Below are 12,295 nucleotides of genomic sequence, written 5' to 3' on the forward strand. Positions count from 1 at the left end.
AGAAAGAAACTTTATATACGGGAGCGCTCAGGTTGGAGTCAGAGACAGTGTCTTATGTAACATTGGCAAGGGTAGAAGAGATTTCGCCAGGGCAAACACGGATGGTACAGGTAGGATCTTGTCTGATTTTGCTTGTAAATGATTTAGGTGAATTCTACGCCTTACAGGGTTTGTGCGGACACCAAAATTTACCACTAACAGGAAGTAAGGTTTGGCAAGGAGTACTGGATTGCCCTTGGCATCATTTTCAGTATGACCTCCGCACGGGAGAGAATCTCTACCCCAAACGCATCTACCCGCTCAATGCTCTCCCTAAACTAAGAGAGCAAATCTCCTCCCTGCGTACCTATCCTGTACAAATAGTTGATGGAAAAGTGCAAGTGAGGGTGCCGGAAAGCTGTGAGCTAGGCTAAAAAATAGCCGATGAGTTGTCAGGTAATTTCAAATTTGAGGTGGAAGCCTGGGCAGATCAGAGGTAGCGTTGAGAGGCAAATCATATGGATGCCCAAGATCTTCTGAGGCGCTATGCTGTTGGAGAAAGGGATTTTCACACAGCAGATTTGCGTGGAGCACAGCTGCGGGAAGTAGATCTGAGTGGAGTAGTTCTGAAAAAGGCTATCTTGTGTGAAGTAGATCTAAGTGGAGCAAACTTAGTCGGGGCAGATCTAAATGGGGTAGTTTTACAGCAAGCTAACCTCAATGGAACACGTTTAAATGAGTCTCACTTGGTTGGGGCAGACTTATATAAAGCAAATCTCACTAATGCAGATCTAAACGGAGTTATTTTGTGGAGGGCAGCGTTAGAGCAAGCCATCTTGTCTGAGGCTAATCTGAGTAGGGCAAATTTGGATGATGCGAATCTGATTGGGGCTAACTTGAGTAAAGCAAACTTAAGGGGAGCAAAGTTAAGTAAAGCAAACCTAAGCCAGACAAATCTAACCGAGGCAAATCTTTGTCGAGCAACTCTGATTGAGACGAAATTGATTGTGGCTGATTTGCGTGGAGCAAATTTAGAGTTGGCAAATCTAACTAAAGCAAACCTCATAGAGGCAGACTTAAGTCGAGTTAACTTAGAGGGTGCTAACTTGAGTGGAGCAAACCTTAGTCGGGTGAACCTAAGTGGAGCAAATTTAACTGGAGCAAATTTGCACAGAGCAAACTTAATTGAAGCAAAATTGATTTTGACTGGGTTACGTGGAGCAAACTTGGAACGAGCAGAGCTGACTAAGGCAAACTTAACTGAGGCAGATCTGAGTTGGGCGCGTTTGAATGGCGTCAACTTGAGTGGGGCATACTTGCGTAGAGCAATTCTTACAGATGTAGATTTGAATTCAGCGATTCTGCGTGGTGCTGACTTAGCTGAGGCAAAACTGGATCAAGTTGAGATGAATAACTTAGATCTAAGTTGGGTAACAATGCCTAATGGAGCAGTTTACTTTTGAGTTAAATTTTATTGTGTAATCGATAATAAATACTTTTGTCCAATTGAACCCGCTCAAATGACTCATCAAGATTAATGGTTGTTTCACCACTACCGAGAAACAAGTAGCCATCAGGTCTTAATTGCTGCTTTACTTGTTTCAGTAAATGTTTTTTGGTCGCTAGATCAAAATAAATTAGAGCATTACGTAAAAAGATAACATCGATATTAGGTAAAGATGGCCAAGGTTGGACAAGATTAATCTGATGAAATTCAACTATCTGGCGGATCTCGTCCTTAATTTGCCATTCACATTCTTGTTTCTCAAAATAGCGATCGCGCAAAGATTTAGGTAGCCCGCGCTGAATTTCAAGTTGGTTGTAAATTCCCTGACGCGCACGCGCTAATACTTTGTTAGAAAAGTCACTGGCAATCAGCCGTACAGACCAACTAGCAAGCATGGGAAAATGTTCGCGAATCAACATGGCGATACTGTAAGGTTCTTGTCCATTGGAGCAAGCAGCACACCATATATTTAGCGATCGCTCTATTGCTCGTGTTTTAACTAGCTCTGGTAACACAAATCGTCTCAGTGCTTCAAAGGGGTAAATATCACGGAAGAATGATGTTTCATTAGTAACTAGTGCCTCAATCACCTGAATGTGAAGACTACTAAAAGGCTGAGTTCGCAGGTAAGCAATCAAATCAGTAATAGAAGCAAATCCTGTCGATTCTGCAATTGGCTGTAAATGTAGCTCTGCCAAATAAGTTTTATCGGCATACAATACAACGGCTGAATGATCTTGAACTAATTGACGAAGATAGTTAAAATCAGGAATGCTCACACCTGTAGCCTGCTTCATTACAGACCTTAAATAGAAACTCGGTTAGAAAAGATTCGACGTATAATTTCACCTGCCATTTGTTCAAGTCCAACAACTTGATCGGCAAGTCCGGCATTAACTACAAAACCAGGCATTCCCCATACCACACTACTAGCTTCGTCTTGGGCAAGCACCTGTCCACCTGCCTCGCGGATGCATTGGCTGCCATGCAATCCATCTTGTCCCATTCCGGTGAGTATGACTGCGATCGCACCAGCACCATACACTTTTGCAACTGATCGCAACAGAACATCTACGGAAGGACGACAGGAATTTTCCGGAGGTTCTTGGTGCGTGGCAAGTCGAACTGTCGTTCCGTCTTGTTGCACAACCATGTGAAAATTCCCCGGTGCAATCCAGGCGTGTCCAGGTTTTATCGCTACTCCGGAAACCGCTTCATCCACTGGAATTTGGCATTTAGCAGATAATCGTTCAGCTAATAATTTGGTAAACATTACGGGCATATGCTGCACAATTAGGATTGGAACCGGTAAATCGACGGGCAGTTCAGGAAGAATTGTCGCAAGGGCATTAGGCCCCCCGGTAGAAACCCCTATAGCAACAATATCTACTTGCTTTCTCCTGGTAGGTACGGGAGGAAAAACTTGATCGGTAATCGTGGTTGGCTTTGGAAACGCAGTAGTTTTCGCAGCAAATACCTTGATTTTTGGGATCAAGTCTTCGCGGATATATTGGTTTGTGGCTTCTGTACTTCCTAGATTATTCGGTTTTGTTGCATAATCTGAAGCACCCAAAGATAGAGCTTCGAGTGTGGCGATCGCCCCGGTGCGTGTCGAAGTACTAAACATAATCACAGGCAAGTGTGGATAAATTTTTCGGAGCGCGGCAAGGGTTTCTAAACCGTTCATTTGCGGCATCTCGACATCTAAGAGGACAACATCGGGATTGAGATGAGGAATCTTGGCAAGGGCAATAGAACCGTTGGCAGCAACTCCTACCACCTCTAATTCTGGATCGCCAGACAGAATTTTACTGACTCGACTGCGAACCACCACCGCATCATCTACAACAAGTACCCGGATTTTTGGCATATTTATAAAAAATCAATCTCACCTAAAAATAGGGAATGGGAAACAGACTTTATTTATGCATAGTGATGAAATTTTTCATCCAGACTGCCATCTGCCTCCTACCTTCTTTTTAATATTTAAATTTATTAACAGCTTTTTGCAAATCCGCTGCCATCCGCGCTAACTCTGTGGCTGCCTGGGATGTATTACTAGCTCCAGTTGTTGTACTTTGAGCATTCAGCGCCACAAACCCGATATTTTTGGCAATATCTGAGGTTCCTTTAGCTGCTTCAGCGATATTTCGAGCGATTTCATTTGTAGTTGCTGTTTGTTCTTCAATAGCGCTAGCGATCGTACTTTGCAAGTCGTTAATTTGGTTGATAATGTCAGTAATTTGAGTAATGGCTTGAATGGCACTTTTTGTATCAGTCTGAATCGCTTCTATTCGTTGGCTAATATCTTCGGTTGCATTTGCTGTTTGTTTGGCTAATTCCTTCACCTCGTTGGCGACTACGGCAAATCCCCTACCTGCATCTCCTGCTCTTGCTGCCTCAATTGTGGCATTGAGTGCGAGTAAATTTGTTTGCCCTGCGATCGAGGTAATAACTTTAATCACTTTGCCAATTTCAACACTACTTTGACCTAGTTTGTCAATCGTTTCGTTGGTGCGATCGGCGGTTTTAACTGCCTCAGTCGCGACTTTTGCACCTTGGGCGACTGTTTTCGCAATTTCTCGAATGCTGGCATTCATCTCTTCCACCGCAGTGACAACTGTACTAGTATTCTGATTCACCTGCTCCGCTGAGGCAGATGCGGAGGTTGCCTGTGCTGCTGTTTGTTTGGCATTGTCTGTCATTTCTTTGCTGACTGCGGTTAGTTCTTCTGAAGAAGACGCAACAGCCGTCGCCACCTCTGCCATTTGTCTAATGGAAGATTTCAGATTATTAATCATCTGATTAGCATTATTTGTGAGTTGCTTAAACTCTCCAGCATTACCTGCCTCGATGTGCTTGGACAAATTTCCCTGAGCAACGGCAAGGGTGACTTCATTTATACTTTGGATCTGCTTAGAGAGTTGTGAAGACATCCGGTTTAAGTTGTCGAGTAATTCTTTCCAAGAACCTCCAATTCCTTTGACAACTGCTTGAGAACCAAGCTTTCCTTCCGCACCAACCTTGGCAGCAAAGCGATTAACTTCGTTAGCAAAGCTTTGATTCAAACTCACCCATTCATTAAAAACTGTAGCAATTTCACCCAATCCATTGTTCTCGACTGGTAAACGAACAGTAAAATCACCATTTCTTGCTGCTTTCATTGCTGCTAGTAAAGGTTGCAGTTGCACTGGCGTAGCACTATCATTCGTTTCTAATGGATCTGCATTATTTTCCGACGAAGATTTAGAGTTAGTTGTTTTCCCAGTTCGAGATGTAGCCATTGCAAAGCGCTCCTAAGTTATCAGTTAGCAGTTATCAGTTGATAATTATTGTTCTCTATTCACTGATTTAAAATTAACGTCTAAAATTTTTTCAGTGTCTAGAACTAGCACAAACCCCTCTTTAAGTGGGTAAGCTCCAGCTAGCATTTGACGCATTCTACCTTTTAACGTTGCGGGTGGTAGTTGAAAGGTGTTCTCTGGAAACTCTAAGACATCTCCAACATCATCGACGAGTAAACTGACTATTTCATCGTTAGAACATACAACGATATTAAATCCCTGTGCTTCATTTATTGCTGAGTTGCCCATCTCTAAACGCTGCTGTAAATCGATGACAGTTAAAATTTGTCCACGCAAGTTAATTAATCCACAAATATCTGATGGTGCCAAAGGTACACGAGTCATCTTTTGGGGATGAATCACTTCTTGAACGTGTTGTACATCGATGCCAAAGTAAAATCCACCCAGAAAAAAAGTGCAAAATTGTCGTTTAGCCATGAGCAGCCACTTGCAGCAAATAAGGGTTGGCAATCCGAATCACGGTTTCAATGTCAAGAATTTCTGTAATTTGATCTTGAATCACAGCACAGAAAAGTACGCCTGCTCTAGATGGAGTTCCTTTAATTGTTATTGACTCTTCCACAATGTCGAGAATGCGATCAACCACTAGCCCCACAATTAATTCTGAGTGGAGAGAGACAATCACTATCTGTAGAGTTGGTGCGATCGCTCCAAAATTATCATCATTGGGATGCTGCTGATCAGAAAATACTCTGTGCAAATCGATAAGCGGCAAAATCTTACCGTAAGATTGCATCACATACCCATCACCCACTCGCTCTACAGCAGAATCAGGAATTTCTTCGAGTCGTAAGGCGATCGCTGCTGGAATGCCCATACGTGCGCCTTGTGGCCCCTGAAATAGTAAAATCATTTGGCGATCGCTTGTTTGGGCTTGGATATTCGCGGCTGTAGCTGCTGATAGTTGCTTTTGTTTTACAGTGATACTAGCGTGGTTTGCCAAACCGACAATATCAATAATTAATGCCACCGCGCCATCGCCGAGAATTGTAGCTCCTGCAAATACAGATAGCGCCTTCAACTGTGTGCCAAGAGGTTTAACGACAATGTCTTGGATGTCTTCAATCGTCTCAACAACTAGCCCAAATTGACAATTATCAGCTTGAACTATTACAAGATGAAGGGTTTGGGAGTTGGTGACATTGTTTTGGATCTGTAACTGTTGATTGAGGTAAACTAATGGCACAACTTTGCCCCGCAACCGATACACGGGTACGTCGTAAAGCATCTCAATAGTGTTGAGTGCTTGTGCTTCGAGACGCACAAGCTCTTGCAAACTCGTTTGGGGAATGGCATAGCGATCGCCTCCACTAGTGACAATTAATGCCGGAATAATTGTCAATGTGAGCGGAATCCTAATTTTAAAGGTTGTTCCTTGTCCTTGCTGGCTGTAAATTTCAATACTGCCGTTAATTTTCTCAAGATTGCCCTTGACAATATCCATCCCTACTCCCCGCCCTGAAAGGTTAGTAACCTGTTTAGCAGTAGAGAAGCCAGGTAAAAAAATTAAGTTCATCGCTGCCAATTCGCTCATTGCCGCCGCCTGCCCAGCACTCACTAAGCCAAGTTCCTGCGCTTGCCCTTTGAGCCGAGCTGGATCTAAACCGCGCCCATCATCGCTGATTTCAATATTGACTTTGCCGCTTTCATGAAAGGCTTTGAGCAATAGCCTGCCTGAGGTTGATTTACCACAAGCTGTCCGCTCGGCTGGTAATTCAATGCCATGATCGATACAGTTGCGGATTAAATGAGTTAAGGGATCTTTAATAGCTTCAATAATACTTTTATCTAGTTCAGTATCTTCCCCCTCCATTTCCACTTCAATTTGTTTATTTGAGGCGATCGCCAAATCACGAATCACGCGAGGGAATTTTTGCCAAATCGTACTAATTGGTTGCAGTCGAGTTTTCATCACTCCTTCCTGCAACTGGGTTGTAATTAGGTTCAGGCGCTGGCAAAGATTAACAAAGTTATGATCTTTAAACTTTGTACTAAATTCCATCACCTGGTTACGGGCTAAAACCATTTCACCCACCAGGTTCATCATCTGATCTAGTAAAGCAACACTAACTCTAATATGAGAAGATTCTGAGCCAATTAAGGCTGAAGCTTCTGGTAACTGGCTATTAATCTGTTGTACTTGAGTATTAACAACAGGTAAAGGCGATTGAGAGACTGTTACTTTTTGTTCAGTCTGTTGTAATTGAGTCAAAGTCTCGATTAGTGCAGAATAATCTTTATTGCCCTCACGTTTTGTAGCTTTAATCTCAGACAAAATCTGCCGGATAGTATCTACTGTTTGCAGTAGGGTAGTGACGATTTCAGGAGTTACCGCGAGCTTGCGATCGCCATCAAACGACTGGTTGGTACCATCGCGCAAACTACTCAGCAAAGTCTCTCCTGCATGGGCAAGCGATTCCAGCTTCGGAAACGGTAAAAAGCCACAGTTTCCTTTCAATGTATGGAGTGAGCGATAAATGCGATTTAGCGATTGTTCATGAGTAGATGCTTTTTCTAAATCAATAATATCTTGTTCAATTTGATCTAGATTTTCATAACTTTCAACTAGAAATGCCTCTATATCATCGTCAATTTCTGCTAACTCCATTGCGCTGATAGACTCAAAATATATAGATTTTGCGTTAATACTAACCTGATTTTAGACCGAACAAATGTATCTCTCAAGAAAGATGTTCAGATGACTTAATGCTGAAAAGATAATGTTTATCCTTATGGCAAACACAAATGCAATGTCCTTATTGCCATTCCACCCAAACATTTAAAAATGGTCATCGTAAAGACAGATAATGTTACAAGCGTAAACAATGTAATCGTCAGTTTCTCGAATCTTATCAACCTTGGTGCTACTCAAATGATGTTAAGCAACTTTGTTTAAAAATGCATACTCAAGGCATGAGTTTGCGCGAAATTGAACGAGTAACTGATATTCACCACACCACAATTTTGCATTGGCTTCGCAAGGCAAGCTTGAGCTAGAAAATTATCCAAACACAGTCTGAAAAAAGCTTGATTTTCAGACTTCTTTCTAAATTTATACCCACTTGATGAATGTTTGCGACAGATACTCGATTCCTCCTAGAGCGTGTTTCTCTTTCCCCGGCTGGAGCTTGGGAACCATAATTGAGGCAGAGCCTCTCAGTTTTCATTACCATGCAGAGCATGGTAATGAGAAAGTCCAATTCAGATTTGAAGTCTACCTTTTTTCTAGCGCAGTGGCGCGACAGTGCGGGGATAATGGGGGATGTCTATATGTGCCGTATTCTTTTTTATAACTGATATTAGCATTATAGTTACAGCATCACTACCTTTTTTAAATGCAATTTATGAAATTTAGATGTGATTTAAATTAGAATAAATTTTGACTATTTAAGGAGTAAATTAACTAACTTAAAGTCAATAACTATAAAGTGAAATATCAAAAGGGCAAAGCTGATGGCATTGGTACTGATTATCGATGATGCAGCCTTTTCTCGCCGGATGATCCGTAAGTTTCTGCAAGGCGATGGCTACGAAATTCTAGAAGCAACTAACGGACGCGAGGGATTAGAAATAGTTCACAACCACAAGCCCAATTGCGTGTTAGCGGATTTGTTAATGCCCGATATGAATGGGTTTGAATTCCTTCAAGCTCTCCAAGATGAAGGATTAAAAATTCCCACAATCATTATCTCAGCTGATATCCAAGATGGCTCTCGCACTCAAAGTTATAATTTGGGAGCAGCGAACTTTATTAATAAACCACCGAAAGAAAAAGAATTGCGAGAGGCAGTTCAGCAAGTTATTAATTCCAAGGAATAAAGCTTCTATGAATGTGACAATAGACCAACTAGACGCGCTACAAGAATTAATTAATATTGGTGTCGGTCGAGCAGCAAGTCTACTGAATGAGATGGTAGATTCTCATATTCATCTAGAAATTCCATCGGTGAAAGTATTAACTGCTTTAGATGCTTATCAAGAATTAGTAACACGATTTCATAACGATAGTTTAGCAACAGTAAAGCTAGGTTTTACTGGCTCTTTTTATGGTAATGCTGGCTTAATTTTCCCGACAGAAAGCGCGTCAACATTAGTCGCGCTCTTAACTGGTGAAGAAGTAGGATCACCAGATTTAGATGAAGTTAAAATTGGAACTCTGAGCGAAATTGGTAATATTGTTATCAATGGAGTGATGGGTTCAATCAGCAATGTGCTCAAGCAGCACATGAACTATACTTTGCCAGTTTATTTAGAAGATACGATTGATAACTTATTGTTGTCAGCTCATGCGAGTAACTCTAAGATTTTACTTGCACAAGCACGCTTTACAATTCAACAGTTAGAAATTATCGGAGATATCATTTTAGTCTTCGAGGTAGGTACATTCGATGCATTGATTAATGCTATTAACGAGCAGATGGGAGTACTATGATAAGAAAAGTTCCAGCAAAAATTGCTGTAGAAAAACTAAAAACGGTCTGATGACATGAACGAAATTGAGCAAGTTCAGGAAAAATTCAGCCTTTTAGATCAAATTCCTTTAGGAGCTTTTGTTCTAAATAGCGATCGCACCGTTTTATTCTGGAACTGTAGTTTAGAAGAATGGACGAAAATTCCTAGGACTCAGATTTTAGGAGCCTGTATTGATGATTATTTTCCTCATCTGAATCAACCTCGCTACGCTAGCCGACTGTACCACATTTTTGAAGGTGGCCCTCCTACAATATTTTCTTCTCAACTGCATAAATATGTCATTCCTGTACCGTTATCGTCAGGTAAATATCGTATCCAGCACACAACAGTAACTGCTGTGCCTGCATTGAATAGAGACAGTTTTTATGCTCTTTTCTCAATTCAAGATGTTACTGATTTAACATTGCGAGTCCAGGAATATAAGAACTTACGAGATCAGGCATTAGCTGTAGCGGAAGAACGCCAGCGAGCCAAAGAAGCGGCTGAGACAGCAAATCGCATCAAAGACGAATTTCTGGCGATAGTTTCTCACGAACTTCGTTCCCCTCTCAATCCTATTTTGGGCTGGGCAAAGCTACTGAGAAAACGTTTATTGAACGAAGTAGTTACCGCTCGCGCAATTGAAACTATCGAACGAAATGCAGAACTACAGGTTCAATTGATTGAGGATTTGTTGGATATCTCCCGCATTCTCCGGGGTAAACTAGGGCTGAATTTAGAAATTGTTAATCTTGCTGTGAGTATTGAAGCTGCCCTAGAAACAGTCCGATTGGCAGCAGAAGCAAAATCAATTCAAATAAACCTTTATCTCGATCCAAATGTAGGCAGGGTAAAAGGTGATAGTAGTCGTCTTCAACAAATAGTTTGGAATTTGCTCTCAAATGCCATTAAATTCACACCATCTGGTGGAAAAGTCGAAGTTTATTTAGAACAGATTGATTCTCAGGTACAAATTCGAGTCAAGGACACAGGTAACGGCATTAGTTCCGACTTTTTGCCACACGTATTTGAGTATTTCCGTCAGGCAGATAGTGGCATAACTCGAAGAGCGGGTGGACTAGGATTAGGTTTGGCGATTGTGCGCCAGCTTGTCGAGTTGCATGGTGGTAGAGTTTGGGCAGAAAGTCCAGGAGAAGGACAAGGCTCGACATTTACAGTTTGTCTACCAGTGTATAAACAAAGTCAGAAATTAGCAAAAAGAGATAGTAATTTTTCTGAGGATTTCTATCCGTTTTCTATGTTCTCCACTCCTTTGGAGGGGATTCGGATATTAGTGGTGGATGATGATGCTGATACACGCGAGTTTCTTGCCTTTCTATTAGAACAGCAGGGAGCAATCGTCACAACGGCAGAATCAGCCAATGATGCACTCGCTTTAATCGCCCAGTCAAAACCAGATTTGCTGTTAAGCGATTTGGGTATGCCAGATGTTGATGGTTACGCCTTGATCCGGAAGCTGCGAGCCATGCCTGCCAATCAGGGTGGGCAAATTCCCGCGATCGCCTTAACTGCTTATGCTGCCGAGACGACACAACAACAAGTTTTTGCCGCCGGATTTCAACAACATATTTCTAAACCAGCCGATCCTTATAAACTAGTAACTACAATTGCAGCACTAATTAAAAGCTGAATTTTCTAAATTTACGCAGACTGCTCAAGTAAAGGTAAAAACTTCCGAATCAGTCCAATTGTCACAGCAGGTAGTTCTAATTGGGGAGTAAAACCTACATCATCTAAATGTAGAAAAATCCGAATCGCTTTAGGGTTCATTTCAGTGAAACGACGCCCGACATCAGGCCCAGTATACTTTGACTTTTGCCCCCAGATAATCGCAGTCGGAACAGTCAATTGAGGAATGTATTTAGACAAATCAAAGGATAAATCTCCGCGCACAAAAGCCAGAGCAGCATACTCAGCATTAAACTGTTGGGCAGATTGCAGGTATGCTTCGACAATTTCGGGGTAAACTCTTTCTGGGCGGGCAAACTGCCGTTGTTCGAGAAAACTGCGAATGCCAAAGCTTGTGGAAATTCCAGTCATATATAGTAGACGATCCAGCATCGGGATTTTGATGATTTGAGCAGAAAAGCTATTTTTGTAGTCTTCGCCAAATTCCTCAAGAGCTGCTGGTGTAACTAAAATCAAAGCTTTGAACAAATCGGGACGAGCGATCGCGGCACGAACAGTAAAAGCTGCTGTTAATCCTGAAGCGATCGCCACAGTTGGTATGCTGTAGGTATTTTCGATAAACTCAATAATCGTTGTAATATAGTCTTCAACCTGATAGTTGTGGGCTGGATGATCCGAGCGTCCCCAACCAATCAAATCTGGTGCTAGAACTTGATAATCTGGAGCAAAAGCCGGGTAAACTTTTGACCATTCATAGGCAGACGAACCACCACCAAAGGCGTGCAGAAAAACTAATTTGCGATCGCTTGATTTGGGGACATCCGAATCTATCCAAGGCTTTTCGTCAGCAGTATAGTAAACCATTCTGCCTAGCTTAGTGGTCACAGAATTTTGGCTAAAGCCTGGTGGCACAAACATAAGTTCAACCCTTATACGGACAATTAACTATAGGTCTATCATTTCGATCCTGCTTGCGATCGCCACAAAAGTGCATCATTCCCAAGTTGCATAATCCGACAGCCCAACTAAGGCTGGGGTAGCCATTGGTAAGAACGCCCGCCGCCTGCCCCTATTTTCTGTAAAGCTTGCAGAAAGTGTTTGAAATCACCCGATTGGGTGAATCTATTGCATGAAGGCGATCGCAGGCAGATTTTACACAATATAAGTAAATAAAAGATTTTTAGATGAATTCTGCCAATGAGGCACAAAAATTTCAGTAGTTAAGTCAGTGTATCCGGAATCTTGCAACTAGAGTCTGTAGTTAAATGTGTTCCAATCAAAGAGAGATATACTTCCCAAGTTATCACTCAAGTGCAAAAAATGAACTTACAAAATTATTGCA

11 protein-coding genes are annotated in these 12,295 nt (G+C 41.9%); 5 read left to right on the forward strand and 6 right to left on the reverse strand.

Annotated features, from left to right (window positions below; translation table 11 throughout):
- Nucleotides 1-47 precede the first annotated feature (47 nt).
- A complete protein-coding gene (locus QUB80_RS29685; RefSeq protein ID WP_289793054.1) occupies nucleotides 48-413 on the forward strand; it encodes a Rieske (2Fe-2S) protein in 366 nt (121 codons plus the stop codon).
- Nucleotides 414-497: 84 nt separating this feature from the next.
- Nucleotides 498-1,442, forward strand: a complete 945-nt coding sequence (locus tag QUB80_RS29690; RefSeq protein ID WP_289793055.1) for a pentapeptide repeat-containing protein — start codon at nucleotides 498-500, stop codon at nucleotides 1,440-1,442.
- A 1-nt stretch (nucleotide 1,443) separates the two neighbouring features.
- Here the strand turns inward: QUB80_RS29690 and QUB80_RS29695 are convergent, their stop codons facing one another.
- The 5 genes from QUB80_RS29695 to QUB80_RS29715 all read right to left on the reverse strand — a co-directional run bounded on the left by QUB80_RS29695 (nucleotide 1,444) and on the right by QUB80_RS29715 (nucleotide 7,459).
- A complete protein-coding gene (locus QUB80_RS29695) occupies nucleotides 1,444-2,283 on the reverse strand; it encodes a CheR family methyltransferase (RefSeq protein ID WP_289793056.1) in 840 nt (279 codons plus the stop codon).
- 8 nt (nucleotides 2,284-2,291) lie between these two features.
- A complete protein-coding gene (locus tag QUB80_RS29700; protein ID WP_289793057.1) occupies nucleotides 2,292-3,356 on the reverse strand; it encodes a protein-glutamate methylesterase/protein-glutamine glutaminase in 1,065 nt (354 codons plus the stop codon).
- A gap of 109 nt (nucleotides 3,357-3,465) precedes the next feature.
- Entirely contained in the window at nucleotides 3,466-4,770 is a 1,305-nt protein-coding gene (locus tag QUB80_RS29705) for a methyl-accepting chemotaxis protein (protein WP_289793058.1), read from the reverse strand.
- A 45-nt stretch (nucleotides 4,771-4,815) separates the two neighbouring features.
- Complete coding sequence (locus tag QUB80_RS29710; RefSeq protein ID WP_289793059.1) at nucleotides 4,816-5,268, reverse strand: chemotaxis protein CheW; 453 nt, start codon at nucleotides 5,266-5,268, stop codon at nucleotides 4,816-4,818.
- The gene (locus tag QUB80_RS29715; protein ID WP_289793060.1) at nucleotides 5,261-7,459 is read right to left on the reverse strand and encodes a chemotaxis protein CheA; all 2,199 of its coding nucleotides are present in this window, start codon (nucleotides 7,457-7,459) and stop codon (nucleotides 5,261-5,263) included. The genes QUB80_RS29710 and QUB80_RS29715 overlap by 8 nt, the downstream gene beginning before the upstream one ends.
- A gap of 845 nt (nucleotides 7,460-8,304) precedes the next feature.
- On the opposite strand from QUB80_RS29715, the gene QUB80_RS29720 reads away from it, so the two are divergent.
- The 3 genes from QUB80_RS29720 to QUB80_RS29730 are packed head-to-tail and all read left to right on the forward strand — an operon-like array spanning nucleotide 8,305 to nucleotide 10,954.
- On the forward strand, nucleotides 8,305-8,670 hold the full coding sequence (locus QUB80_RS29720; RefSeq protein ID WP_289793061.1) for a response regulator: 366 nt from the start codon (nucleotides 8,305-8,307) through the stop codon (nucleotides 8,668-8,670).
- Between the two features lie 7 nt (nucleotides 8,671-8,677).
- On the forward strand, nucleotides 8,678-9,283 hold the full coding sequence (locus QUB80_RS29725) for a chemotaxis protein CheC (RefSeq protein WP_289793062.1): 606 nt from the start codon (nucleotides 8,678-8,680) through the stop codon (nucleotides 9,281-9,283).
- A 54-nt stretch (nucleotides 9,284-9,337) separates the two neighbouring features.
- Complete coding sequence (locus tag QUB80_RS29730; RefSeq protein WP_289793063.1) at nucleotides 9,338-10,954, forward strand: hybrid sensor histidine kinase/response regulator; 1,617 nt, start codon at nucleotides 9,338-9,340, stop codon at nucleotides 10,952-10,954.
- Between the two features lie 11 nt (nucleotides 10,955-10,965).
- Here the strand turns inward: QUB80_RS29730 and QUB80_RS29735 are convergent, their stop codons facing one another.
- Nucleotides 10,966-11,871, reverse strand: a complete 906-nt coding sequence (locus tag QUB80_RS29735) for an alpha/beta fold hydrolase (RefSeq protein WP_289793064.1) — start codon at nucleotides 11,869-11,871, stop codon at nucleotides 10,966-10,968.
- Nucleotides 11,872-12,295: the final 424 nt, after the last annotated feature.

Origin of the sequence: Chlorogloeopsis sp. ULAP01, assembly GCF_030381805.1 — a bacterium.
Taxonomy (GTDB): domain Bacteria; phylum Cyanobacteriota; class Cyanobacteriia; order Cyanobacteriales; family Nostocaceae; genus Chlorogloeopsis.

What these genes read in the sequence shown, in the direction of transcription:
- QUB80_RS29700 (WP_289793057.1), bottom strand. Translation starts at nt 3,356, where the DNA reads ATGCCAAAAATCCGGGTACTTGTTGTAGATGATGCGGTGGTGGTTCGC.
- QUB80_RS29725 (WP_289793062.1), top strand. Translation starts at nt 8,678, where the DNA reads ATGAATGTGACAATAGACCAACTAGACGCGCTACAAGAATTAATTAAT.
- QUB80_RS29690 (WP_289793055.1), top strand. Translation starts at nt 498, where the DNA reads ATGGATGCCCAAGATCTTCTGAGGCGCTATGCTGTTGGAGAAAGGGAT.
- QUB80_RS29720 (WP_289793061.1), top strand. Translation starts at nt 8,305, where the DNA reads ATGGCATTGGTACTGATTATCGATGATGCAGCCTTTTCTCGCCGGATG.
- QUB80_RS29730 (WP_289793063.1), top strand. Translation starts at nt 9,338, where the DNA reads ATGAACGAAATTGAGCAAGTTCAGGAAAAATTCAGCCTTTTAGATCAA.
- QUB80_RS29715 (WP_289793060.1), bottom strand. Translation starts at nt 7,459, where the DNA reads ATGGAGTTAGCAGAAATTGACGATGATATAGAGGCATTTCTAGTTGAA.
- QUB80_RS29735 (WP_289793064.1), bottom strand. Translation starts at nt 11,871, where the DNA reads ATGTTTGTGCCACCAGGCTTTAGCCAAAATTCTGTGACCACTAAGCTA.
- QUB80_RS29710 (WP_289793059.1), bottom strand. Translation starts at nt 5,268, where the DNA reads ATGGCTAAACGACAATTTTGCACTTTTTTTCTGGGTGGATTTTACTTT.
- QUB80_RS29705 (WP_289793058.1), bottom strand. Translation starts at nt 4,770, where the DNA reads ATGGCTACATCTCGAACTGGGAAAACAACTAACTCTAAATCTTCGTCG.
- QUB80_RS29695 (WP_289793056.1), bottom strand. Translation starts at nt 2,283, where the DNA reads ATGAAGCAGGCTACAGGTGTGAGCATTCCTGATTTTAACTATCTTCGT.